This is a genomic window from Pantoea sp. RG18, assembly GCF_025910075.1.
GTDB lineage: Bacteria > Pseudomonadota > Gammaproteobacteria > Enterobacterales > Enterobacteriaceae > Pantoea > Pantoea agglomerans.
Window position 1 is genome coordinate 148616 of the sequence record NZ_JAPCIL010000020.1, and the last position, 25063, is coordinate 173678.

The window sequence follows — 25063 nt, forward strand, 5'->3', positions numbered from 1 at the left end:
AGGGTGGCTCCAACTGGTTGTACCGATCAATTTTCGAAGATTGATCGGTATAATAGATCGATTGGTTTAAGTGCATGAAAATAAAAGATTTACTTCCAATTTTATAGCAGCCTTTTTTCAGTTAATCATCAACCTCAGTACCAGAGCTTTCGTATATTTTCTGTAGATACGTTTGGAGGGCATATTCAGCCGCCTCAGCAGTTGCATTGGTGCCGTCATAAGTAAAGGCGTAACGAAACCGATAGTTTAGTATCGTTCCCTCAATAGTAAGTGTGAAGCAGCACACAACCTGTTGGGGCTCGGTTTCGATAATCTCTACCACATCCAGAAAATCAAATTCGACGTTGTAATAACCGCGAGCATCGGGCATACCAATCCCATCGACAATTGATTCGTCTGGTATAAATTTAGCTGTGAAGGCCATTAAATAGGTTTCCACTTTTCTGATGGATTGTTAACCGGATACCACAACCCGTCATTTGACGCGTAGAGCATCTGCATTTTTGGCGTGCGTGTTGTATCGGTACAGAAACACATCCCATAAGTTGTTTTAGCCGGGTCTGGTAACTCAGCATATGTATAACGAGGGAATCGGATAGCGTTATTGAATTCCTGATACTGTATGTAACGCGGCTCGCCATTGATAAAAATCGGGATCCATTCGGTAGCATTCACTGATTTCAGATTGGATGATTGCAGCAATAAGTTTCCTGCATCCAGATCCATACCAAACCCGTTACCGTCATATGACCCAGAGTTAATGGCCCAGCGTCGCGGCGTTTCTCAGCCTCCCCAGCGGCTTTTAAGATAGCTTACCGCCTGCTGAGTCTGCGGCTGATTCAGATAGTTCTCTCTGAACAGAATCGTGCCATCAATATTGGGGTTCGATTCATTAAGGTCGAGCTGCTTTTTCAGCTCCGGTACGCCGCCCTGCTGTGTCCAGTCAGGCTCAACTTTTGACGGCTCGCCCACTTTATAGAGAGCAAGGCCGATGTAGAGCCGGGTTTTAGTCGGTTTCACGACCTCTGCCCACCAGTTTGCCAGCACATCGTATCGGGCCGCCTGACGGGAAAAAGGCCAGTAGAGCTGAGGTGCAATGTAATCAAGCAAGCCCTGCTGCACCCAGCGGCGGGTATCGGCAAAAGCTTCATCATACGCCGCCGCTCCGCGGGTATCGGAACCGGCAGGATCATGCGACAGATTACGCCAGACGCCCGCCGGGCTGACACCAAACTCCACGTCCGGCTTCAGTTGTTTGATGGTACGTGACACCTGCTCAATCAGCTGCTGAGTATTGTGACGCCGCCAGTCCGCTTTGCTGGCAAACCCCTGACCGTAGCGGCTGAAGGTCTGATTATCGTTGAGCAGTGAACCGGCAGATTCCGCATAGAAGTAGTCATCGAACTGCACACCGTCGATGGGATAACGCGCCACCACCTCGGCCACAATACTGGTGATCCAGTCACGCGCCTCAGGGATACCCGGATCGAGTACATAGCGATCGCCTGCAGTGCGGATCCAGTCGCGATGCAGCACAAAAACGCTGGCCGGATGCAGTGACAGCGTGCGGTTGAGTTCGCTGACGGTAGACGATTTAGTGTTTACCGACACCCGGTAAGGGTTGAACCAGGCATGGACTTTGATACCGCGCTTATGCGCCTCATCCAGCATAAACTGCAGCGGATCATAGCCCGGATCTTCACCAATTTTTCCTGTCAGCATATCTGACCAGGGGAGGATTTTTGAGGGCCAGAGCGCAGTGGCATCAGGCTTAACCTGGAAAAACACCGTGTTGATGCCCAGGCTTTTCAGCTTATCCAGCTTTTCGATCAGTGATTGCTGCTGCTGGCGGATACGCTGCGCCGGACTGGTGCCATTTACCGACGCAACGGGCGGCCAGTCAAGGCGCGAAACCGTGGCTAACCAGACACCCCGCATCGGTTCCTGCGCATGAGGATGTGCTGGCTTGCCAGGCGTCGGTAGCGGCTGTTTCGTCACGGGCGGAAAAGGTGTGACCAGCGATTTCGGCGGCTCGGATGCGCAACTGACCAGCAAGAACGCGGCAGCCAGCGCGGCGCCTCGCTTAATAGCCGCACGGGCCGGTGCAGTAAAGGGTTTAAAGGCGATGATAGACTCCAGTATTGTCTGGTCGGGGCGCAAAGAGGAGTATTCTCGGTGACTCTGATTAAATGTCAATGCGTTAGCACAGAGGCGGCAGTAAAACCGCCCTCCTTCAAAACACGCGCCCCTGAACCCGCTAGCGCTGTGGAGTGAACACCATTCCGGCGGACGCAAGACAGGCTTTAAGTGTGCCAAACGCATCCTGACACTGCCGCTCATTGACGCAGGCGTAACCCAGCAGCAATCCGCGCGCCTCCTGAGGGTGCATATAATATTGCGAAAGTGGCCGTACTTTGACGCCGCGCTTTAGCGCCTCCGCGGCTATCGCCACGTCATCCGCGCCTGCTGGCAACGGGATCACCAGATGCAGCCCCGCTTCATGATTGAATGCCGGTAAAAAGGCTGGCCCCAGATAGCACTCGATCAGCCTGCATAGAAACTGCCGCCGCTGGCGGTAAAGCAGGCGCATCCGGCGGATATGCTCCATGTAATGGCCCAGCCGGATAAACTCCGCCAGCGCACGCTGAATCAGCAGATGTCCGCCGCGATAGAGCTCTGCCGCGGCGATGCGCAACGGCTGTGCCAGCGGTTTCGGCACCACCATGTAGCCAATGCGCAGCGCGGGATAGAGCGTTTTGCTGAACGTTCCCATGTAAATGACCGGCGCATCCGCTTCAAGTCCCTGCAGTGAGGGATGAGGCTGGCCGGAAAAACGAAATTCGCTGTCGTAGTCATCTTCCACAATCCAGCTCTGATGGCGACGTGCAAGGGTGAGCAATGCCTGACGACGGGCCAGACTCAGATGCACACCCAGCGGATATTGATGAGAGGGCGTCACAAACACCATCTTTGGTGCCGGGCCGCTGTCCGGCACCAGTCCCTGCTCATCCACGGGCATCGCCCGAATCTTCAGGCCATTCATGCGCAGCAGATTGCGTGTTCCCCAGTAGCCTGGCTCCTCCATCCAGACCCGATCGCCAGGATCGCACAACACCCGGGTCACCAGATCAACCGCCTGATGAACCCCTTCGGTGATCAGGATCTGGTCAGCATCGGCCCGCACTGAGCGTGCCACCCGCAGATAATCCACCAGCGCATGGCGCAGATCGGGACAGCCACCGCCGCTGCTGTAGACCAGGCGGTGAACGTCAGGTTCGCGATTCAGACGCGCCTGAATCTGACTGAACAGCTTGTGGGGGAATTCGGTCACATCGGGCGCGCCGGGGACAAACGCGCCCCACTGGTAAGGCGATGCTGTAGCATGCCCCAGCAGACTGGCGCCACGCTTCGACAGGGTTGCCGGTCGTTGCGCCTTCACCGCCTGAAGGTCGGCAATTGCATCACTCTGCAGAGAGTTTTCCGGCAGCGTTTCTGCAATCCAGGTGCCGCTGCCGGTCCGCGCGTTAACATAGCCTTGCGCCATCAGGCTCTCATAAACATGCATAACCGTGTTTCGCGACACGCCCAGTTCGCGCGCCAGATCGCGGGTTGGCGGCAAACGGCTTCCGCGCGGAAACACCTCTTCAGCGATCGCGGCCTGCATGCAGTTCAGCAGCCGCTGATGTAATGAGCCAGTTCTTAAAAACTGTAACCGCGCTAATAGATGATCTGCGTATAAGAGTCGCAATTGGCTCCACCTTTCCTCTGACAATTGGCTCTGGCAACTCACCACGCCTCAGGCATAAATAAACGTGTTTGTCGGGAATTGTAAACACGCATATTAACGAGGTGGAATAAATGAGCGAAAAAAATAACCTGTTGCAGCAGCGCAAAGCACAGGCTCTCCCCAAAGGTATCGGTACGCTGTGCGACTGGTACGTTGCCCGGGCAGAGAACGCCACCTTATGGGATCAGGAGGGTAATAGCTGGATCGACTTCGCGGGCGGCATCGCGGTACTGAACACCGGCCACCGCCATCCACGCATTGAACAGGCGATTGCCGATCAATTAACAAAGTTTACCCATACGGCTTTCCAGATCACCCCTTACGAAAGCTACATCGCACTGGCCGAGCGTATTAATCAGCGGGTTCCCATCGCCGGTGCGGCGAAAACGGCCTTCTTCACCACCGGGGCTGAAGCTGTAGAAAATGCCGTAAAAGTGGCGCGTGCCTATACCCGCCGCCACGGCATCATCACCTTTGGTAACGCATTCCATGGCCGCACCTTTATGACCATGGCGATGACCGGAAAAGTGGCGCCTTACAAACGGGATTTCGGCCCGATGCCGCCGTCAGTCTTCCATGCACGCTATCCCAGCGCGGTTCAGGGGATCAGCATCGAGGCGGCACTGACCAGCCTTGAAGAAATTTTTACGCAGGACATTGCGCCCCATGACGTCGCCGCGATCGTGCTGGAGCCGGTGCAGGGCGAAGGTGGATTCCATGCGGCACCCGCAGAGTTTATGGTGCAGTTGCGGGAGCTGGCCGACCGTCACGGCATTCTGCTGATTGCGGATGAAGTCCAGAGTGGATTTGCGCGAACCGGCAAGCTGTTTGCCATGGAACACTACCCGGTGAAGGCCGATATCATCACCATGGCGAAAAGCCTGGCAGGCGGGATGCCGCTCTCCGCGGTCGCCGGTCGCGCAGAGGTGATGGATGCACCTGCACCAGGTGGGCTGGGCGGGACCTATGCCGGAAACCCGCTGGCTATCGCCTCGGCCCATGCGGTGCTGGATGTAATTGAAGAGGAGCAGCTCTGCCAGCGCGCCGTTGATCTCGGTGCCCGGCTTGAAGCAGAACTCCAGGAACATCAACGCAAACATCCGGACATTGCTGAAGTGCGTGCGCTGGGTTCGATGGTGGCGATGGAGTTCTATCAGGCCAGCACCGCGCAGGCGGTTCAGAAGATGGCGATGGAACAGGGCTTGCTGCTGCTGACCTGCGGAGCCAAAGGCAACGTCATCCGCTTCCTCTACCCGCTCACCATTCCGGATGCGCAGTTCAGCCAGGCGCTGACCATTCTCTCCACGGTGATCGATCACTGTGTCGCACCCGCCGGACATCCCGTCGTCCCGGCCTGATTTCGCTGACGCGTTAACGCAAGTTCATCCCCGTTCGTCCGGCCATCCAGGCCGGACGTCGACAGGAGACGTTTACATGACGATGACTCAGAGTGCGAATGCAGATTCGCTGGCTCAAAACCTGAAACCGCGCCACGTGCGTATGCTCTCAATTGCGGGCGTGATTGGCGCCGGGCTATTTGTTGGCTCCGGCCATGCTATTTCTGAAGCGGGCCCCGCGGTGTTGATCTCTTATGCCGCCGCCGGTGCGCTGGTGGTCCTGATTATGCGGATGCTGGCCGAGATGGCCGTCGCCTCACCCGATTCAGGCTCGTTCTCAACCTACGCCGATAAAGCGTTGGGACGCTGGGCCGGATTTACCATCGGCTGGCTCTACTGGTGGTTCTGGGTGCTGGTGATCCCGCTGGAAGCCAATGCGGCGGGAACCATTCTTCATGCATGGTTCCCCGATGTCGCCATCTGGCAGTTCACGTTTGCTATCACCCTGTTGCTGACCATTACTAATCTGCTCAGCGTGAAAAATTATGGTGAGTTTGAGTTCTGGTTTGCATTAATCAAGGTCGTTGCCATCATCCTGTTCCTGGGCGTGGCAGGTGCGGCAGTGTTTGGTGTGCTGCCTGACAGCAATACCAGCGGCCTGTCGCATCTCTATGACACTCACGGATTTATGCCGAATGGTATCGGCGCGGTAGTGGCTGCCATCCTGACCACCATGTTCTCTTTTATGGGCACAGAAATTGTCACGATTGCCGCCGCAGAGTCGAAGAATCCCGGCAAGCAGATTACTCAGGCAACTAACTCCGTCATCTGGCGTATTGCGCTGTTCTATCTGCTGTCGATTTTCTTTGTAGTGGCGCTGGTGCCGTGGAATGCACCAGGGCTGGTTGAACAGGGTTCATGGCAGACAGTGTTACAGGCGATGAACATCCCGCACGCCCGACTGATTGTCGATCTGGTGGTGCTGATGGCGGTGTGCAGTTGTCTTAACTCTGCACTTTATACCTCTTCGCGCATGCTCTACTCTCTGTCACGCCGCAAAGATGCACCGGCGGCTGCCTCACGTACCAATCGCAGCGGCACGCCGTGGATTGCTGTGCTGCTCTCTACCGCGGCTGCATTTCTGGCGGTGATCGCCAATTATCTGGCGCCCAGCGTGGTGTTTGAATTTTTACTGGCCACATCGGGAGCGATTGCACTGCTGGTCTATCTGGTGATCGCTGCGTCCCACCTGGTGCTGCGTAAAAAGCGCGAGAAAGCGGGTGAAGTCCTGAGTTACCGGATGTGGTTATTTCCTGGCCTGACGTGGGTCACTATCCTGTTTATCGTCACGGTGCTGGTAATCATGTTGTTTGATGCGAAACATCAGGCTGAATTACTGGCAACCGGCGGTTTGACGCTGCTGATTATTACCACCAGCCTTGTGCTGCGTCGTAAAAAGGAGAAGCGTCAGAACACGAAATATTTTACTCAGCGCTCTTCTGACTCTTACTGATCTTCACGCAAGCTTTTTGTAAATTAAACCCACCTTTGACAGCAAAGGTGGGTTTTGTCTGCATATCAACAGATGCAACGTGTGTTAACCCTCAATTATGCAAGGGATTAATAAGATGCAGACATTATCTTCTGATGATGAATACGGTAAACTGAATTCCCCGATGCTGACTTAAAAATTTCACAAAAGATACTTCACTGGCTCTTGGTGACTTAATGATAAACCCTGTATGAGCTATGGGTTTATATCTTTAGGTTCTATGTCACCGTTGCTGCTAAGGCATTGCACTGTCGTTCAGAATAAAACCTCAAGAGAAGCGTTAAAGATAGGTAACGTAAAGTATCCCTTTGCTTTTTTCAGGATTAAACCAGTGCATTTTTACTTCCAGGGGTAATTTGGTCAGCAATTCGGGATTCATCAGGTCAGCAGTAGTGACCACAGCCCTACCACTGGCGGGATCAAAACAGTCAAACACGACAGGATTTTTTCCGACATTCATATTACATGAACCATTAGTAATGGCTCCGCTGAAGGTGAGCATGCCTGAATTTGAATCCGCAATAACCGGTCCGGCCAGGGCAATCAGCAACATGCTAATGCAGACAGATAAAAAAGATTTCATTGTGCGTCCTCCTGAGTATGTATCACCTGTTATCGGCTCACATTCCCAAAGATTAAGTGCTGAGTGAACGAATAAATGTAAATGTACGAACGCTTAGCCCAATGAAATCCCTTAAAAAACTTTTGTTAAGAATAATCCTAATCCAGCCAGCTAACGAGAGTGTAGACCATCGCTGGATAAATTTTCTTTCTTACATTCATTTTTTATTATGGCCTTGTAGCAGCAAATCATGGCCGCCTGTTACTTAATGACGCTTTACAATAGTTAACACGCTATGCATAGCGCCTTCCGTTAGTGGAAAAGGTCATGATTAATGTGACGGTGGTAAACAGCAGGTAACTCTTCGCGCTTTAGATGACTTCACTACGCTGCTATTAAAGGCTTCCATTGATCATGATTGAACAGTCAATATAAAATATCCGAAGAGAATGTCTATTTTACTCAAGCCATTCTCCTGCTGATTAATATTGCCAAAACACGTTCAGCTTATTCCATATACTGGCTGAAACGCAGCAGATAACCATCGGGGTCCTGCACCAGAAACTCCCGCTGACAGGCGGTGGTCTCACCGGTGTCATAGTGGTTGTCCCGAAGCGGCCGATAGAGCGGAACAGCATGCTGCTGCAAACGCGTCAGCACAGCCTGAACATCATCAATTTCAATCTGGAAATTAATACCCCGCCCCAGCGGCCAGCGCAGATCGGCTATGTTCCAGCCCTGCGGATGGAACTGCTCAATCATCAATTGCACCTCTCCATAGCAGAGGTAAGCAAAATCAGGCTGCTGGCGCTGAATTCTCACACTGAAACCCAGCACCACGGTGTAAAAATGCAGCGAAGCGGCAAAGTCAGTGACGGTCAGTTCTGGCACCATAGGGTTCCAGTAAAGGGTTTGATTATCACTCATAGTAAGGTTCCATTTTGATCGGTTACTCTCCCCTCTGATCACCGGCTCTGGATTGTGCTTTGCAGCTCATCCAGCATCAGCCGCAGTGCAGCAGACTGGTGCTCACGCGACAGGTAAAGCCCCCATATGCCGATACGTTGCGGCTCATAATCGGGCAGTAATTTTACCAGCTTCCCTGTTTCCAGTGCGTGGCGAGCCTCCTGCTCAGGCACCATCGCTATCCCGCAATGCGCTATCGCCGCGTCACACAACAGTGAAGAGATACCCGCACTGAAATTTCCTCTGACGGCAACCGCGATTTTCTCCCCGCCAGCCGCCGTAAAATGCCAGCTCTGTCCGGCAAAGCGACTGTAGTAGAGGCAATTATGCTGAGCCAGATCGTCCGGGGTTTCCGGGTTACCCCGCGCCTTAAGATACTCAGGTGAGGCGCAGAGTACCGAGTGACATTCGCCAAGACGGCGTGCGATCGCCCCCGGCTCTGGCGAGTCGGTGATGCGAATAGCGAGATCGATACGCTCACCAATCAGGCTTACTGGCTGATTGTTAATTTCCAGCTCGATGCGCAGTGCCGGATAACGCGCCAGAAAATCGGGGATCACCGGGCCGACAAGATGAAGAGCCGTAAAGTGGGCGCAGGCGATGCGAAGCGTTCCGGCCGGTACGCCCTGGGTGGTTTCCTGCTGGATCGCCTCTGAGAGCAGGGCCAGCTGACGGGTTTTTTGCAGGATCGCCTCACCGGCAGGCGTAAGGGTCAGCTGGCGCGAAGAGCGATGCAGCAGACGCGTTCCCGCCCACTTTTCCATCTCCTCCAGATAACGGCTGACCATCGGGCGAGAGATCCCCAGCGATCGTGAGGCGGCACTCAGGCTGCCCAGTTCACATATCCGGTTGAAAACGGCTGCCGCCGTGACTCTGTCCATCCACTCCACCTGTTCGGATTATGAAACTCAGCATCTCTGATTGCGGGAATTCTAACAGATAGCCAGATGCGTAGAATAGCGCCACTGATACTGAACATCGCCCGTTACGCCTGCCTGAATCGGGCATTTATCTCTGAGGATCCTCAATGAAAACTACGCTGTTACCTGTGATGCTGGTGCTGGCCTCGGCCTCCGCCAGCGCGGCCACCCTGCAACTGCAAACCTATAATCCGCAGGAAAAGGGCATCTTTGCCGTCTCCTCAACGCTGGTTACCGGGCCAACCGAAGCGATTCTGTTTGATGCCCAGTTCAGCACCCAGGACGGTGAAAAACTGGCAGAGATGATTAAAAAGAGCGGAAAAACGTTAAAGGAAATTGTGATCACTTCTGGCGATCCCGATTTCTACTTTGGTCTGGAGCCAATTGTTAAAGCCTGGCCGGACGTGAAGGTGGTTGCCGCGCCGGCGGTGGTGAAGCATATCCAGCAGACGCATGACGCCAAGCTGAAATACTGGGGTCCACAGATGAAGCAGGGCGCGCCGGATAAGGTGTTTGTGCCTGAAGTGACCCATCAGACCCGCTTTAGCGTCGACGGTGAGGTGCTGGAGCTGCGTCATCCGGAGCAATACGCCGCTTATATCTGGATCCCGTCTGCAAGCACCATTCTGGGCGGTACCGCCCTCTCCTCGGGCATTCATGTCTGGACGGCTGACACTCAGACCGTTCAGAGCCGCGCTGAGTGGCGTCATATCCTGACCGAAATGCAGACCCTGAACGCGAAGAACGTGATTCCGGGTCACTATCTCGGTGCCCGTCCGGCCGGTTCACAGGCGGTGGATTTCACCCTGAATTATCTGAAGAGTTTTGAGGCGGCGCTGGCGCAACATAAAACCTCAGCGCAGGTGATTACCGCCATGAAAGCCGCCTGGCCGAAACTGGCAGAACCCGCTTCACTGGAACTCAGCGCCAAAGTCAATACCGGCGAGATGAAGTGGTAAACCCCGCTGAGAGGTCAGCTGACTACCGGGTTAGCAACGTTTAAGCAGACCCGGCTGAACCCATTGACCTGATCTGAAGATGCCCGGGCGCTATCTTTTAGCCAGATAGCGCCTGTCATCGCGCGCCTGCAACCGCGCCTCCGCTGGTGAGGGGAAGATATAGTGAAACAGATCGCGGTAAAAACTCAGGTGCTTCAGCAATCCTTCCTGTATGGATTTACTGATGTCTTTGATCAGAAATTCCTGGGTGGTGCTGAAGTTAGTCACGCTAAAAAAGGTTTTGTCATAGACGTTGACCACACCTTCCCATTTCATCACCTGCTCTTCCGGGGAAGCCCCTTCAGAGGCGACAAATATCCCTTTATGGGATTTCACACCCTGCTTGCTGATATAGGTAGTTAACGCATCATAGCCGCGCTTGTTACGCCAGCGGCAGAATTCGTAGGGCACATCATAATGGGGCAGCACAAAGTCCGGACTACGAAAATGTTCATCACCAATTAACCCATCCAGCGTAACCGTGAAATGCAGAAAGTCCTGCAGGAAGTCGAACTGGCGGGTTTTAGTCAGTGTGACATTAATGGTGTAGTGACCTGCATGCACATACCAGTAATTGGTAAAGCCGGTGACCAGAATACAGAACGCCTGCCAGTCACTGAGTCTTCGATCCCCCGCCAGCCCCCTGAAACGGCTGATCATCATCCGTGATTTGGGATGCTGATACGCTTTCAGCAGCGGATCGTTCATACCTTTCAGTAACATCAGGCACACTCCTTGATAGATTGCGCTTATCCTGCCACGCCCTGATCAGGGTGAAAAGTGTCGTTGGTCTGAATGTGACCCCCATTAAAATCTGGCCGGAGGCATGAAACGGACTATCGGATTGGGGAGAGGGGTTAGCGTTTTAAATTCGTCAGAGAGGGGAAAGCGGAGGCATCGATAATGAAACAGGATGCCAGCCTTACGGGCTGGCCTGTCAGAGCTTCGCGAGCGTCTTCAGCGTTTCTGGGTTCTGCTGCACCATGCGGATCAGTAAAACAGCCTGGGCGTTAGGTCTCGCCCTGCCCTGTTCCCAGTTTTGATATGTCGTTTCACCAGTATGAAGATAATGGGCGAATACGGCCTGGGAGAGGTTCAGTTTTTCGCGTACGTCGCGTAACTCCTGCGGCGCAATAGTTACAGGGGCACGCTTAGTGACCTTATAACTCTTAAGCGTAATTTTGCCCTCCTGATGATCCTTAAGCTCCTGCATACCCGTCATCAGTTCACCGAAAATATCGCGTTCAGTCATGTCTCAGCCCTTTTTTGATCACATTCAGCGCGGTAGCCAGGGCATCACGCTGTTGCCTGGTCAAATCGTCGCGTTAATCTTTATCGATGAATAGTGCGTCCATGTGCTGAGTATTTCCCTGTCCCCAACCTGGGCATACTTTACCCCTGAGTTGGGTGCATTTCAATCAGACCTGATTTTTTCTTCACCACATCAGATGAGTTTCTGCCCTGTTCCCTGCAACCGCACCAGCTCCTGAGTTAACAACGTTACCAGCTTCCGCACTTTATCCGGGATAAAGCGGGCATCGGGAAACACAGCATAAAGATAGCGGTCGGGAAGCCGCCAGTCCGATAAAACCCGCACCAGTCGGCCGGATGCCAGCGCGTCTGCGCCGATAAGTGTTTGTAACCCACCGATCCCCAGCCCCGCTTCAAGGGCCTGCATCATTGCATCACTGTTGTTAGAGCGAAAAGCACTTTCTACCGGCACAGACACCCTCGTGGTCGCGGACACCAGCTGCAGCGGCGCATCGGGCGACACGCCGCTAAAACGTATGTGGGGATGGTGCTGCAGGTCACTGGGAGTTTGCGGCGTGCCGTTTCGCGCTATCCACTCAGGGGAAGCCACCAGCACGGTTTCAACCGTGGTGAGTGAACGGGCAGCCAGTGTGGCGGGCGGCGATTCGCTGAGGCGGATTGCCACATCAACGCCTTCACCAATGAGATCCGACAGGCGATCCTCCAGCGCAATATTCAGACGCAGCGCGGGATGCGCCTGCTGGAATGCAATCAGATACGGCATAAGCCGCTGCCCGATGCCGCTCGGCAGTTGCATATAGAGTTTGCCGTGCAGAGGCTGCGATTCAGGCCGTAGTTGCTGCTCCAGCTCTTCCATCGCGCTGAGCAGCTGCCTGACCTGCTGCAGATAATGCTGACCCTGCTCCGTCAGCGCCATTTTTCGTGTGGTGCGGTGCAGTAACACAACCCCCAGCGCCTCTTCAAGCGCGGCAATCTGCTGGCTTACCGCCGACTGCTTCATGCCGTTTTGCCGGGCCGCCGCCGAAAAAGATCCCGCTTCAGCAACCCGGATGAAGGTCTGAATCGCATTCAGTTTGTTCTGCATTTATTGATTTTCCTGATAAGTGACATCCGGTTCAGGGTATTTAATCAGAAATAAACGCAGGTGAGAATGCAGCTTCTCTCTTAACAGGGCAATGATCATGAAAACGACGCAGGATAAGAAGGTTGCGCTGGTGGCGGGTGCCAGCGGGATTGTCGGTCAGCAACTGAGTCAGGCACTGGTAGCAGACCACTGGCAGGTCAAAGCACTGACGCATCGGTCAGACTATGCAGTCAGCGGCACAGAGGTGATTGCGGTTGATCTGCGCGATAGCCAGCAGTGCCAGCAACGGCTGGCATCACTCACCGACGTCACGCATATCTTTTACAGCGCCTGGCTGAACGCTTCTGACTGGGGAACCATGGTCGGGCCGAATCTTGCCATGCTGCAAAATCTGGTTCAGACCATGGAGGATGTCGCACCACTTGAGCATGTCAGCCTGATGCAGGGATACAAGGTGTATGGCGCCCATCTCGGACGCTTTAAAACGCCGGCGCGGGAAAGCGATCCTGGTGTACCGGGTGCTGAGTTTAACGTCGCGCAGCTGAACTGGCTGAGCGCACAACAGCAAGGTAAAGCCTGGCACTGGAGTGCGCTGCGGCCCGGTGTGGTCGGCAGTGACAGGCCGGGCAACAGCATGAACCTGGCGCTGAGCCTGGCGCTGTACGCCTCAATCTGTCGCGCGGCGCGGCTGCCCTTACGCTTTCCCGGTTCGCCGGAAACCTGGCACAGTATGGTCGATTTTACCGATGCCACTCTGCTGGCCGACGCGACGATCTGGGCCGCACGCACTTCTGACGCACGCAATCAGGCCTTTAATATCAATAATGGCGATCTCTGGCGCTGGAGTGAGCTATGGCCGGTCATTGCAGCGTGGTTTGAACTGGAGATCGCGCCGCCGGTTTCGCTGTCGTTCCGGCAACTATTTCAGGATTATCGTGCGCTGTGGCGGGAAATCGCCGCTGCCAACGGGCTGATCCAGCCCGATATTCTTGCGCTTAGTGATGGTGTTTTCGCTGATTTTGTTTTTGGCTGGGATTACGACATGTTTGGCGACGGCAGCAAGCTGCGGCGGGCGGGATTCCACGGTTATCGCGCAACGGATAAGATGTTCTGCGATCTGTTTGCCCGCTTCCGGGCGGCCCGGATCATTCCGTAATAATCCGCTGATTACCGATGCAGAGAGCAGGAAAGTCGCTCTCTGCATCGGGTCAGCATTAGCGCCCTTTCTTCTTACGTCCCGGCTGGACAAAGCGCTTGCGTGAGGCACCGTTAGCATCCGCTTTTTCAGCGGGTTTCGCCGCACTCTTCTGCGATTTTTTAGCGGCGGCAGGTTTCGCCGGAGCTTTAGCTTTCTTCGCTGGGTTATCTTCTGAAGAGGAGTTCTCCAGCAGTTTAAACAGCTCAACGAGTTCGTCGTCAGTGAGATCGCGCCATTCCCCCAGCGGCAATCCCTTGAGATTGACGTTCATGATTCGGGTGCGCTCAAGCTTCGTCACTTCAAAGCCAAAATGCTTACACATACGGCGGATCTGGCGATTCAGCCCCTGGACCAGCGTGATGCGGAAGACAAACGGCGCTTCTTTCTTCACTTTGCACTTTTTGGTCACCGTGCCCAGCATCGGCACGCCTGCGCTCATTCCGGCAATAAACTCATCGGTGATCGGCTTGTCGACCGTAACGACATACTCTTTTTCGTGGTTGTTACCGGCCCGCAGGATCTTGTTGACCAGATCACCGTGGTTGGTAAGGAAAATCAGGCCCTGAGAATCTTTGTCGAGTCGGCCAATCGGGAAGACGCGCTTGCTGTGATTGACGAAATCGCTGATGTTATCGCGCTCGCCCTCTTCCATGGTGGTGATAATCCCCACCGGCTTATTCAGGGCAATCAGCACCAGATCGTCTTCATCGCGCGGCTCGATAAGCTGACCATTGACCTTCACCACATCGCCTGCAAATACCTGCGCGCCCACAGTGGCGCGTTTGCCGTTAATGAAAACGTTGCCCTGCTCGATGTAACGATCGGCGTCACGACGGGAGCAGATGCCGCTCTCGCTGATGTATTTATTAAGACGAGTTGATGAGTCAGTCAGCATGATTCCTCCAAAAAACGCGGACTATACCTTACCGGCGGGGGCTTGCGAAGTCTTTGCACCGGAAACTTTTGCTCTGCTTTGCCAGCCTGACGGCAGCGGGCATTCACAGATCAATCGCCATCTCAGTACAGCGCAAATCGCTGCCCGCCAGCTTTGACGGATAGAAACTTTCGCCCAGCGGCCGGAAGCCATGCTGCTGGTAAAAACCCACGGCGTTCGGCGTCGACGCAAGCGTCAACCGGCGGTAGCCACGCTGCAGCGCCTCCGCTTTGATGGTGTTGATGATTAGGCCCGCCATTCCCTGTCCGGTGAACCCAGGCAGGGTAAAAATGGCTTCCACGCTGGCGGCGGTAAGGTCCAGCGATCCCATAGCAACCGGTACGTCGTCCGGACCATCAATCACGAAGAAGGGATTCATGCGGATCATTGCGGGAAAGCTGGCGGGCATGCGGTCTGGCGTCCAGGCGGCGAGCACGTCGGGTGGATAAGCATGCTGGCAGCCATGACGGATGGCCAGATTTCTGATGTTCCATAAATGGTGCGCCTCTTCGGGCGATGCCTGTCTGACAATCATAGTGCCCTCCGGCTCTGCAACAGAACCGCTACGTTATCACATCGCTTTGCGGCTATCTGCGAATACCGCCGGGTTCAGTGCCCCTGGCCTCGCCGCAGTTACGCGCGGTCATGAAGCGCTGCTGCATCAGCAACCGTGCTGTTTCTGTGTTGCTGCATTTGCAACAGCTCGCTTATGCAAAACTGGATTTTAATCCTTTAACTTCAATTATTTAATCTCTGGCATGGTTACTGCTTGGTCTTTTCTTTTATATCTGAAAGTTTGGAAGATTTAACTGTTCCATTAATCCAGCTATATGCCAGGAGAAAACCATGTCACTGAACCAACCTTTACAGTTCGCCTACTGGGTGCCGAATGTCTCGGGCGGACTGGTGATCAGTCAGATAGAGCAGCGTACCCGCTGGGATGCCGAATACAACCGCAAACTGGCGCAGATCGCTGAACAGGCGGGTTTTAATTACGCGCTGACGCAGATTCGCTTTACTGCAGGATATGGCGCAGATAATCAGCATGAATCGGTCACATTCTCGCAGGATTTACTTAGTCACACCTCGAAATTAAAAGTGATTGCCGCTCTGCTTCCCGGCCCGTGGAATCCGGTATTGGCGGCAAAGCAGATTGCCACTATCAGCCATCTTTATGGTCCACGCATCGCCGTTAATATTGTCAGCGGCTGGTTCCGGGGCGAGTTCAAGGCAATTGGTGAACCCTGGCTCGATCATGAAGAGCGCTATCTGCGTTCAGAAGAGTTTATTCGCTGCCTGCGCGGCATCTGGCGTGAAGAGAGTTTTAGCTTTGCCGGCGATTTTTATCGCTTCCACGATTACGTGATGAAACCCAAGCCGTTGTCACCGCTCCCGGAAATTTTCCAGGGTGGCAGTTCACGCGCGGCGCGCGACATGGCCGCCAGGGTGTCATACTGGTATTTTACCAACGGTAATACCCCGGACGGTGTCCGTCTGCAGGTCGCGGATATCCGTGAAAAAGCCGGACGTAATCAGCATCAGGTCAGAATCGGGCTGAACGGTTTTGTGATTGCCCGCGAGAGCGAACAGCAGGCGCAGGCGGTGCTTCATGAGATCATCAGCAAAGCCAACCCGGATGCGGTAAAAGGCTTTCAGCATGAGGTCAAAAATGCTGGCAGTGCCTCACCCGAAGGAGAGGGGAACTGGGCGAAATCGTCGTTTGAGGATCTGGTGCAGTACAACGACGGCTTTAAAACCAATCTGATTGGCACACCGCAGCAGATTGCTGAACGCATTATCGAACTGAAGCAGGCCGGTGTGGATCTGCTGCTGCTGGCATTTCTGCACTTTCATGAAGAGGTCGAATTCTTTGGCCGCGAAGTGATACCGCGGGTCCGCGAACTGGAGGCGCAGGCTTTGATCGAAGCGTGAAAAAGGTACGCCACAGAAGAGAGTTATACCCGACTGCATCCGGGGTGTGATGAACGCTCAGATCTGCTGCAACGTCGCCCGCCGCTATCATTATGAGAGCGACGGACAACGTCTGCAGGGCTTTTCACTCCGCAAAGCAGATCCGTTAAAAGCGGGCGTTAAGCCCGACGTTCCATGTCACCTGATGCATGTCGCTGTTGCCTGTTACCGCCGAGACGCCCGCAAAGGCATTCACCGAGGTGCCAAGCGGCACGCTCGCACCCACCGCCATATCGATCCAGTTATCATCACTGGAATCGCTGCTGCGGGTAAAGGCGGTGCGGGTCGATTTCAGTCCGGCGGTCACCGCCGAATCGCTGTCACCAAACTGGTGATTGTAGCTGACCTGCGCCCAGGGATTGATCAGCAAATCTTTGCTGTCGATACGCCAGCCCACTGCGCCGATTTGAGAGTGCAGCGTCTGGTCGCCAAAGCGCATTGAGGTGCTGCTGTTGCCTTCCTCTTTATAGCCATCGACCTGGGTGTAGTCGAGCGCATAGCTGGCCACCGGGCCAGTAGAAACATAGCTACCCAGCGGCAAATCCCAGCCGGTCTGCAGCCGCATTCCCAGCACCTTACCATTGCTGTTGCCCTTTTCCGTGCGGGTCGCCGGTCCCAGCCTGATCTGACGCTCAATATCATCAAAGTCGAGATCGGCATAATGGGCGTCCGCATTAATCCATCCCCGATCGAGATAATTCAACTGACTCCAGAGTGCCACCAGATTGCCGCGTAAACGGTAATCAAAGCGCGACGAGGGATCCTGACGTTGCGAGGTCGTAGAGAGCATGGCACCGGCCTGCCAGTGATCGGTCAGCTGATAGCCCACACCCACGGTGCCGCTGGCGCTGGTCGCATCGCCATCCTGCAGGCTGTCGCCGCGGAAATCACGCTGCTGCCCGGCATAACCGCCGAAAACAGTAAACTCGCCAGCACTGGCGGGCTGCTGACGCTGCTGCTGCAGATGTCCATCCAGCGTATTGCGCGCATCGCCCACCAGCATCGACGGCGCCTGACTCAGTGCAGCTACCTGCAGCGGCGCATTCAGCACCGACTGAATGTAATCGGCGATCAGCGCATGGACCGCCGGGCTGGGATGCAGTCTGTCTGCAAACAGATACTGCTGTGACTGCGAAAATCCTGTCGTCGAGGAGGTGCAGTCCATCGCCGAGACACCTGGCGGACAGGCCATTCCGGCCGTATTCGTGAGTCCATACAGGCCCGGATTATCGATCACCTCATTAAACAGGCCATTGATATCCACTCGTGCGATGTTCCCGCGTGCGGTCACCAGCCCCTGCTCTTCAGCCTGGTTGTAACGGTCGGTGAGGGCCGCCGCCTCCTGACTCAGTAACTGCCAGGCGGCAATCAGCTGCTGTGCAATGGCATCCCGGATCAGCGGAATTGAAGAGATTTGTCCGGCCGCCTCGCCAAGCGCGGTTTCAATCGCCTGCTCTCTTGCGGCACGGTCAGGCGTAGTGGTGGTGCTCAGCGACTGAAACAGCGCCGCCGTGGCAGGTTGTGCCGCTGGACCAGGCACCTGCAGAATCGCCTGCAGCAGGGCGGGCGTTGCCCCTACATTAGGTACCGTCGGAACAATCACCGTTCCGGCTCCGGCATCCAGCAACCGGCTGACCTGTGAGGCCGCTGCACTGGCGCTGTTATCCACTATCTGCCGGGCAGCGAGGGGGGCAAGAGCCGCCGCCGCTAAATCATTGCCGCCAATCCAGTGAATATAGAGACCGTCCGAATCAGCTCGTCCGCCTCGCGCCGCAAGGTAGTTATCAAGCTGATCCTGAGTGTTAAACAGGGGATTAATTGCAGGTACCGCAACTGCGCCACCTTCGGCATAGTTGCTTCCGCCCTGCGATGAAGGGCGCAGGTTATCACCCAGCGACTGCGCTACGATCTCGTCATAGAGCGGATGGGTCGCGCCATCATAGGTAAAGCGCCCGACGTTCCCGCCATCACTCAGGCTATCGCCAAAGACGGTGAGGTCGCTCCAGGCCATCGCAGGCAGCGGCGACAGCAGGCTCAGGGTGGCACAGCAGAAAAGGTATTGCGCGTGAAGGGGTTTCATCAGCAGCTCCGCACAAATCAAATGAAAGTCAGTATGAGTAAGAACCGCACCGGCTGGCGCAGCAAGCTGTAAGCGTAGACGGCTGAGGAAAGGGGTGGCAGAAAATACGGGATCGCGCTCGCAAAGCGGAGAAATTTGACTTAAAGATCAGCCGTGCTGGTTCAGGTGAAATACCGGGAACCCGCCACAGCGTCGTTACACTGGCTACTTTTTGCTGGCGGGCTTCAGCCCGCGATTAAGATCCTGTAACCGTTTCATCGTCTTAACGGTACGCTGTGGCAGCGTTGAGGCAACGGACAGGATCAGCATCTCCAGACAGACCATAATCGTGCCGTGCAGGGGAATGCGTCCCTTCTCGCCGCCGCGCGGCACATTGATTACGACATCCGCCTCGCGGGCGAAAAAGGAGTCGGTGGCGTTGGTCAGCAGAATAATCGGTATATCCAGCCGCTTCGCTTCACGTACCACTGTTGTCCCTTCCCGGTGCGCCGATTGTTGCGCCATCATGATCAGCACGTCGCCACGCTGTAGCGCCAGCATCTGCTCTGCCAGCGCAATTCCTGCACGGTTAAGGGAAAAGGCGGGCAGACCGATACGATTCAGCAGCCGCACGCTGTAGTCCGCCAGAATACCAGAGGCGTTGATGCCAAAAATAGCGACCTGACGCGCTTCGCCCAGCAGCGCCACGCTATCCGCTACCGCCACCCGATTCATTGGCTGCGACAGCACCTCACAGGCGTGACGGTGGCCCTCCAGCACAAAGTCGATGGCGCTGTTCACATCACTGGTCACCTCACTGACGGTGGTGATCATCTTATCTTCAGAGGTCAGCGAAGGACCAAACCAGGCCTTTAGTGTCTGTTTGAGGTCACGCAGCCCGCTAAAGCCCAGCGCCTGAATCGCGCGGATTACAGTGGCATCAGAGGTGTGATTCGCCACAGCGATCTCCATCGCGGTGCTCTCCAGCACCGTTTCCCGCTGTTGATCGATATAGCGCGCCACCGCCAGCAGGCGGGGTGAAAGCTGCTTTTCACGGGCGCGAAGACGCTCTGCCACCACATCCACTCTGTTTTTAACGGGCCTGTTTTGTTTCATGTTGCACCTTCAACTGGGGTTAACGTGTGAAAAGGCTCATCGCTAGTCTGGCTAAATAGATAGTTTAAGGGCCGGGAGATGTAGTAAAAGCGTCACGCTGTTTTATATTTCACCTGCAGAAGATGTGGATTTAACCAAAAACATCACCTCACCATGAAAATATATTGATTATTTTCAATAAGCTAAAACTTCCAGCCAATCTATTTGCCAGCGATAAACGACACGGCAAAAATGTAGTCAATTCTATTCAAATTATGTTTACTACTACAATAGCGGATGTTTGAATGATTCTCAATTACAGATGAGAAAGGTTGTCGTCCGGCCGGCATAATGACCTTGAAGACCTGATACTGATCTCCTCTGTTTAAACGCTGCATATTGCAGAACACCTCCAGGGTAGACCTGCAAGACAGACAGATTGTCAGTCGTCAGGTCCTTTGCTTCAGATACGAAAAGAAAAATGAAAAACAAAGACTCACGATATCCGGCCCGGCACCCCGCTCTGGTCGTGGCGATCTGCAGCAGCATCATGCTGCCACAGGTCAATGCAGCAACCGACAGCGCCCCGGATATGACCGTGACCGCGGATGCCAGTTCAGAGGGAAATTACAGCGCCAGCCAGAGTAGCGTTGCCAGTAAAATGCCGACCGCGCGGATCGATGAGGCGCAGTCGGTCAGCGTGGTCACGCAGCAGCAACTGGACGATTACCAGGCAAGCTCACTGGCGGATGCGATGCGCTTCGTCAGCGGTGTGACCGAAGCGAACACGCTGGCTGGCACCGAAGATGGCTTTGTACGACGCGGATTTGGCAGCAACGCCGATGGCTCCATCTACCGGGATGGCATCCGCAGCAGTCAGGGATTGAATTTCGATGCCACGACCGAGCGGGTTGAGGTGCTGAAAGGCTCCTCCTCGCTGCTGTATGGCATTCAGAATCCGGGCGGCATTATCAATGTAGTCAGCAAAAAGCCGCAATACAGCTGGCACTCCAGCGTCAGCGGACGTTACGCCAGTGAAGGTGGCGGTGCGGGCACCCTGGATGTCACCGGTCCGCTGGGCAACGGCTTCGCCTTCCGCCTGATCGCCGAAAAGCAAAATCAGGATTACTGGCGCAACTTTGGCAGTGAAGAGCACACACTGCTGGCACCCTCTCTGCAATGGTATGGCGAGCAGGCAAGTTTTCTGATCAGCTATGCCGACTACCGCTATGACATTCCCTACGATCGCGGCACGGCCTTTATCGACGGCAAGCCGATCGACATCGGTTATAAAGATCGGCTGGATGACAAAGCCAATCACGCCTGGGGCCATAACAAAACCCTGAATGCTCATTATGACTGGCAGTTTAATGATGAGTGGCGCACCCGGTTAACCCTGGGCTGGAACCAGCGGCGCTATGACAACAATGAAGTGCGCGTGACGGCGGTGAACGCCAGCAGCGGCGTGGTCACACGTCGCGCCGATGCCAATCGCGGGTTTAACCACAAAACTAAATACCTGAGCTGGGATCTGCTGGGTAATCCCGAAATTCTGGGTATGCAGCACGCGCTGGTGGTGGGCACCGACTATGAGATGAACCAGACTTATCGTGCCCATCAGTATCAGGGCAAGGTCAACCGCCAGTTCAACTATTTCACGCCTGAATATGACTTGCTGTCACCGGTCACGGACGCCAGCACGGAAAATAGCGCAGCCGCCAATAACCTGAACCGCATTCATAGCCGGTCACTCTACGCCAAAGACAGCATTTCTCTGTCACCCGACTGGATTGTGGTGCTGGGCGGTCGTTATCAGCATTATGAACAGCGCGCCTCGCGCGGATTTAATCCGCAGGTGGAAACCCTGAATGATGAGGGGAATAAGTTTCTGCCGCAGGCGGGGGTGATCTACAAACTCACACCTGACCTCTCTTTCTACACCAGCGTCAGTAAGTCGTTCACCCCGTCAACCGACGTGGATGATGATGGCAATGTCGGCAAACCGGAACAGGGCACCAGCTGGGAGGTTGGCAGTAAATGGCAACTCTCGCCGAAACTGTTCGCCACCGTCGCGCTCTATCGGATAGACGAAAAAGCGATGTCGCTGAATATTAATGGCAGCACGCGGGCCATTGATAAAGCCCGATCGACCGGCGCTGAATTTGAGCTGAACGGCGAAATTGCACCCGGCTGGGATTTAAGTGCGAACTACAGCTATGATCAGGCAGAGATCGTTAATGACCGGGTTAATCCGGATAACAACGGCAATCGGCTGCAGAATGCGCCGCGTCATGCCGGTGCGCTCTATCTCAGTCATGAGATGCAGATCAGCAGCCTGCCCGGCTCGTTCCGGCTCGGCGGAGGCGCACGCTATGTCGGCAGCCGTGCGGGCGATCCCGATAACAGTTTCACCCTGCCCGACTATGTGGTGGCAGACAGTTTCGTGGCATGGAACAACCGCCTGTTCGGTGAAAAAACGCAGCTGCGTCTGAACATCAATAACCTGTTTAACCAGCACTATTACAGTTCAAGCGGCGGCAACCTGCGCGTCCGTGAAGGTGAAACCCGCAACCTGATGGTACAGGCCCGTGTTGAATTTTAAATCGCTGCGCTGTGCGTTATTAATGCTGAGCGTGATACTGGTCAGCGCTGGCGCACACGCCCGCACGCTGACCGACATCACCGGCCGTAAGGTAGAGATACCCGACCATCCGCAGCGTATTGTGCTGGGTGAAAGCCGGATGCTCTACAGCGTCGCGCTGCTGACACCCGGCAATCCGCTGCAGCATATCGCTGGCTGGCCACAGGATCTGAAAAAGTATGATCCCCAGACCTGGCAGATTTTTGCCAGTAAGTTTCCGCAGATGGAGGAAATTCCGGTGCTGGGTCTGGATGGCGTCAATGACATGAATCCCGAACAGGTGATCGCACTGAAACCGGACCTGGTGATCCTGCCGCAGCTGGCGCGCGGCAGTGAAAGCGGAGCAGTGCTGGAGAAGATGCTCAGCGCGGCGCATATCCCGGTGGTGAAGATCGATCTGCGGGTTGAGCTGCTGAAAAATACCGAGCGCAGCATGACCCTGCTGGGCGAGGTGCTGAATCAGCCCCAGCGGGCTGCTGATTTTAATCGCTTTTACCGCAGCCACATGCAGCGCATTGAGAGCCGACTGGCGGGCTATCACGGTGCTAAACCTAAAGTTCTTTTGCAGCTGCATCTCGGGCGGCGCAGTGAATGCTGCGTGACGTCGGTGAATGGCAATCTGGGTGAGTTGCTGCGCTTTGCCGGGGGCGACAACATCGCCAGTCAGCAGATCAAAGGCGTGTTCGGACGGCTGAGTGAGGAGAGTGTGATTGCGGCACAGCCAGACTTTTACTTCGCCACCGGCACCGGCAGCGCCGATGAAGCGGGAGCCTTAAAACTCGGCCCCGCCGTCACAACAGCGCAGACCCGGCAGAGCCTGCTGGCGCTGACCGGTCAGCAGAATGCGCTGAAGCAGCTGACGGCATTGCGGGACGGTCATGCCGGGGCAATCTGGCACAACTTTTACCTCAGTCCGTGGCACGTGGTAGCGACAGAGTTCTTCGCCACCACGCTCTACCCGCAACTGTTCCGCGATGTCGATCCTGAACAGACATTGCGGCAGCTGTTCCGTGATTTCCTGCCGATCCCCTATTCGGGAAGCTACCTCTATCGGCTCGCACCGGAGGCGACGCCGGACTCAGGCGGCTGATAGCCCGCGATTTTTCACCCGGACGATATCGGCCATCACCGACAGCGCAATCTCCGCCGGGGTTTTGCTGCCGATAGGCAGGCCGATGGGCGCATGGATGCGGTCCAGTTCGGCACGATCCATGCCGGCGATCTGTTGTAGTCGCGCCCGTCGTTTCTCGCTGTTTTTCGCCGAGCCCATGATGCCGATATAGAACGCGGGTGTCGCGATCGCTTCCATCATCGTCAGATCATCAATGCGGGGATCGTGGGTCAGTGCCACAATCGCCACCGCTGCATGCGCGCCGTTCAGCTCCAGCCAGCGCGCCGGATGCTGTGACACCAGCGTCACGTTGTCCGCAGCGCTGAAGTGGCTCTTCAGCTCCGTCAGCATCTCCGGTCGGTGCTCACAGACCCGCACGTGAAAACCCAGCATCTGCCCGAGCCGGATGCACTCATATGCCACAGTCGAGTAGCCCGCGATCAGCAGTTCCGGTATCGCACCAACCGGCAGTAACATCTGCTGCTCACTGGCATCCAGCGCAGGCAACACCCTGTCAGGGGCGATCACTTCCCACTGTGCACGTTCGCCGGTGCGTATCATTTTCACCATCGGCTGCTGTCCGCTCAGCGCACGCTGCATGGCCGTCAGCAGCGCCAGCGTGGCATCATCGGGCGGCAGAAACTCAATGACGATCTCCAGGCTGCCGCCGCACGGCAGGCTGACGTCAGGACGCATTCCGCCCTCACCGTACCGCACCCGCTGACTGCTGGCGCGATAGGCTCCTGCCGCCAGCTGCGCCAGAAAGTCCTCTTCAATGCAGCCGCCCGACAGCGATCCGCAGTAAGCACCCGTTTCGTTGACCGTCATCAGGGTGCCAGGCGCGCGCGGCGAAGATCCATAGGTGCGCAGCACCGTGCAGAGCCAGACCTGCTGACCCGCCTGGCAGCTGCTCAGTGCCGCATTAATCACACGTTGATCCAGCGTAATCATGAAAATTCCTTAATTAACTGCAGATCAGCAGGGAGATCGATATCACACAAACAGCCGCGATCCTGAAGCGGCAACCGGACGGCGAGTGACTTCACCGCCGCCTGCGGCCCGGCATCGCCCTGTAGCGTGCTCAGCATCGGATAACAGGGGTGCTGAAAGCCCACCGGATGGCCCGGCCTGCCGTCAATCCACGGCCTGACGATCGGCGCGTCCGCCAGCGCAGCGCTGACGGCGCGGTAACTTTCAGGCGTGACAAACGGCATATCGCCCAGCGCAATCAGCCAGCCGTCATAGTCACGGCTGGCTTTGACACCTGCGGCGATCGATTCGCCCAGCCCGCCGCTGTCACACAGCACCAGGGTAGCCTGCGAGCAGAGCGCCTTAAGCGCAGAGGCGTCCGGGCGCGTGACCACAAACAGGTCAAGACCACTGGCAGCGGCCTGCTCCAGCGTGCGTTGCAGCACCGGTTTGCCATTCAGATCGGCCAGCAGCTTATGCTCACCCGCCTGCTGGCGAAAACGGCGACTCAGCCCGGCGGCCAGCACAATCAACGCTATCTTCACTCTTTATCTCCACCAGGCGTGAAAAACGGGCGCAGGTTTCAGCCCGCGCCCGCATATCCTCA

The 25063-nt window shown here is 55.5% G+C and carries 23 protein-coding genes; 7 read left to right on the forward strand and 16 right to left on the reverse strand.

What is annotated here, in order from left to right; all coding sequences use genetic code 11:
* Positions 1-121: 121 nt before the first annotated feature.
* The 4 genes from OK409_RS20880 to OK409_RS20895 all read right to left on the reverse strand — a co-directional run bounded on the left by OK409_RS20880 (position 122) and on the right by OK409_RS20895 (position 3748).
* Positions 122-424 (reverse strand): hypothetical protein, encoded by a 303-nt coding sequence (locus OK409_RS20880; protein ID WP_182504849.1) that lies wholly within the window; start codon positions 422-424, stop codon positions 122-124.
* Positions 424-726: a hypothetical protein gene (locus tag OK409_RS20885; protein ID WP_245115041.1), complete on the reverse strand. Its 303-nt coding sequence runs from the start codon at positions 724-726 to the stop codon at positions 424-426. Before OK409_RS20885 ends, OK409_RS20880 begins: the two co-directional genes overlap by 1 nt.
* Positions 727-783: 57 nt before the next feature.
* On the reverse strand, positions 784-2160 hold the full coding sequence (locus tag OK409_RS20890) for a glycoside hydrolase family 10 protein (RefSeq protein ID WP_264367461.1): 1377 nt from the start codon (positions 2158-2160) through the stop codon (positions 784-786).
* Positions 2161-2257: 97 nt separating this feature from the next.
* A complete protein-coding gene (locus tag OK409_RS20895) occupies positions 2258-3748 on the reverse strand; it encodes a PLP-dependent aminotransferase family protein (protein ID WP_264367462.1) in 1491 nt (496 codons plus the stop codon).
* A gap of 110 nt (positions 3749-3858) precedes the next feature.
* Between OK409_RS20895 and gabT the strand changes: the two genes are divergently transcribed.
* Both gabT and gabP read left to right on the forward strand, forming a co-directional pair.
* Positions 3859-5145: a 4-aminobutyrate--2-oxoglutarate transaminase gene (gabT, locus tag OK409_RS20900; protein WP_033760699.1), complete on the forward strand. Its 1287-nt coding sequence runs from the start codon at positions 3859-3861 to the stop codon at positions 5143-5145.
* 76 nt (positions 5146-5221) lie between these two features.
* Positions 5222-6637 (forward strand): GABA permease, encoded by a 1416-nt coding sequence (gene gabP, locus OK409_RS20905; protein WP_264367463.1) that lies wholly within the window; start codon positions 5222-5224, stop codon positions 6635-6637.
* A 319-nt stretch (positions 6638-6956) separates the two neighbouring features.
* On the opposite strand, the gene OK409_RS20910 is transcribed toward gabP, so the two are convergent.
* From OK409_RS20910 to OK409_RS20920, 3 genes are all read right to left on the reverse strand, one after another.
* Complete coding sequence (locus tag OK409_RS20910; RefSeq protein ID WP_264367464.1) at positions 6957-7259, reverse strand: type 1 fimbrial protein; 303 nt, start codon at positions 7257-7259, stop codon at positions 6957-6959.
* 486 nt (positions 7260-7745) lie between these two features.
* A complete protein-coding gene (locus tag OK409_RS20915) occupies positions 7746-8165 on the reverse strand; it encodes a bleomycin resistance protein (protein WP_264367465.1) in 420 nt (139 codons plus the stop codon).
* Between the two features lie 38 nt (positions 8166-8203).
* Positions 8204-9085, reverse strand: a complete 882-nt coding sequence (locus tag OK409_RS20920) for a LysR family transcriptional regulator (protein ID WP_033768818.1) — start codon at positions 9083-9085, stop codon at positions 8204-8206.
* Positions 9086-9231: 146 nt separating this feature from the next.
* Between OK409_RS20920 and OK409_RS20925 the strand changes: the two genes are divergently transcribed.
* Complete coding sequence (locus OK409_RS20925; RefSeq protein ID WP_010246935.1) at positions 9232-10083, forward strand: Vmh family MBL fold metallo-hydrolase; 852 nt, start codon at positions 9232-9234, stop codon at positions 10081-10083.
* Between the two features lie 90 nt (positions 10084-10173).
* Here OK409_RS20925 and OK409_RS20930 read toward each other — a convergent pair whose 3' ends face one another.
* The 3 genes from OK409_RS20930 to OK409_RS20940 form a co-directional block, all read right to left on the reverse strand.
* The gene (locus OK409_RS20930) at positions 10174-10845 is read right to left on the reverse strand and encodes a hypothetical protein (protein WP_122459730.1); all 672 of its coding nucleotides are present in this window, start codon (positions 10843-10845) and stop codon (positions 10174-10176) included.
* Between the two features lie 214 nt (positions 10846-11059).
* The gene (locus OK409_RS20935; protein ID WP_264367466.1) at positions 11060-11374 is read right to left on the reverse strand and encodes a helix-turn-helix domain-containing protein; all 315 of its coding nucleotides are present in this window, start codon (positions 11372-11374) and stop codon (positions 11060-11062) included.
* A gap of 192 nt (positions 11375-11566) precedes the next feature.
* Positions 11567-12478: a LysR family transcriptional regulator gene (locus OK409_RS20940; protein WP_264367467.1), complete on the reverse strand. Its 912-nt coding sequence runs from the start codon at positions 12476-12478 to the stop codon at positions 11567-11569.
* A 97-nt stretch (positions 12479-12575) separates the two neighbouring features.
* Between OK409_RS20940 and OK409_RS20945 the strand changes: the two genes are divergently transcribed.
* Complete coding sequence (locus tag OK409_RS20945) at positions 12576-13634, forward strand: SDR family oxidoreductase (RefSeq protein WP_122889545.1); 1059 nt, start codon at positions 12576-12578, stop codon at positions 13632-13634.
* A gap of 58 nt (positions 13635-13692) precedes the next feature.
* On the opposite strand, the gene rluF is transcribed toward OK409_RS20945, so the two are convergent.
* Together rluF and OK409_RS20955 are read right to left on the reverse strand one after the other, a co-directional pair.
* Positions 13693-14571, reverse strand: a complete 879-nt coding sequence (gene rluF / locus OK409_RS20950) for a 23S rRNA pseudouridine(2604) synthase RluF (RefSeq protein ID WP_264367468.1) — start codon at positions 14569-14571, stop codon at positions 13693-13695.
* A gap of 103 nt (positions 14572-14674) precedes the next feature.
* A complete protein-coding gene (locus tag OK409_RS20955; protein WP_264367469.1) occupies positions 14675-15145 on the reverse strand; it encodes a GNAT family N-acetyltransferase in 471 nt (156 codons plus the stop codon).
* A gap of 311 nt (positions 15146-15456) precedes the next feature.
* On the opposite strand from OK409_RS20955, the gene sfnG reads away from it, so the two are divergent.
* Positions 15457-16542, forward strand: coding sequence for a dimethylsulfone monooxygenase SfnG (gene sfnG, locus OK409_RS20960; RefSeq protein WP_264367470.1), 1086 nt, complete (start codon positions 15457-15459; stop codon positions 16540-16542).
* Positions 16543-16687: 145 nt separating this feature from the next.
* On the opposite strand, the gene OK409_RS20965 is transcribed toward sfnG, so the two are convergent.
* Positions 16688-18661 carry an autotransporter domain-containing esterase gene (locus OK409_RS20965; RefSeq protein WP_033760753.1) on the reverse strand — a complete coding sequence of 658 codons (1974 nt, stop codon included), beginning with the start codon at positions 18659-18661 and terminating at the stop codon, positions 16688-16690.
* Positions 18662-18865: 204 nt separating this feature from the next.
* Positions 18866-19756 (reverse strand): MurR/RpiR family transcriptional regulator, encoded by an 891-nt coding sequence (locus OK409_RS20970; protein ID WP_264367471.1) that lies wholly within the window; start codon positions 19754-19756, stop codon positions 18866-18868.
* A 460-nt stretch (positions 19757-20216) separates the two neighbouring features.
* Between OK409_RS20970 and OK409_RS20975 the strand changes: the two genes are divergently transcribed.
* Together OK409_RS20975 and OK409_RS20980 are read left to right on the forward strand one after the other, a co-directional pair.
* Positions 20217-22337, forward strand: a complete 2121-nt coding sequence (locus OK409_RS20975; RefSeq protein ID WP_264367472.1) for a TonB-dependent siderophore receptor — start codon at positions 20217-20219, stop codon at positions 22335-22337.
* A 22-nt stretch (positions 22338-22359) separates the two neighbouring features.
* Positions 22360-23466 carry an ABC transporter substrate-binding protein gene (locus OK409_RS20980; RefSeq protein ID WP_207253927.1) on the forward strand — a complete coding sequence of 369 codons (1107 nt, stop codon included), beginning with the start codon at positions 22360-22362 and terminating at the stop codon, positions 23464-23466.
* On the opposite strand, the gene OK409_RS20985 is transcribed toward OK409_RS20980, so the two are convergent.
* A complete protein-coding gene (locus OK409_RS20985; protein ID WP_033768803.1) occupies positions 23455-24438 on the reverse strand; it encodes an XdhC family protein in 984 nt (327 codons plus the stop codon). The genes OK409_RS20980 and OK409_RS20985 overlap by 12 nt on opposite strands.
* Positions 24435-25001: an NTP transferase domain-containing protein gene (locus tag OK409_RS20990; protein ID WP_264367473.1), complete on the reverse strand. Its 567-nt coding sequence runs from the start codon at positions 24999-25001 to the stop codon at positions 24435-24437. The genes OK409_RS20985 and OK409_RS20990 overlap by 4 nt, the downstream gene beginning before the upstream one ends.
* Between the last annotated feature and the right edge of the window lie 62 nt (positions 25002-25063).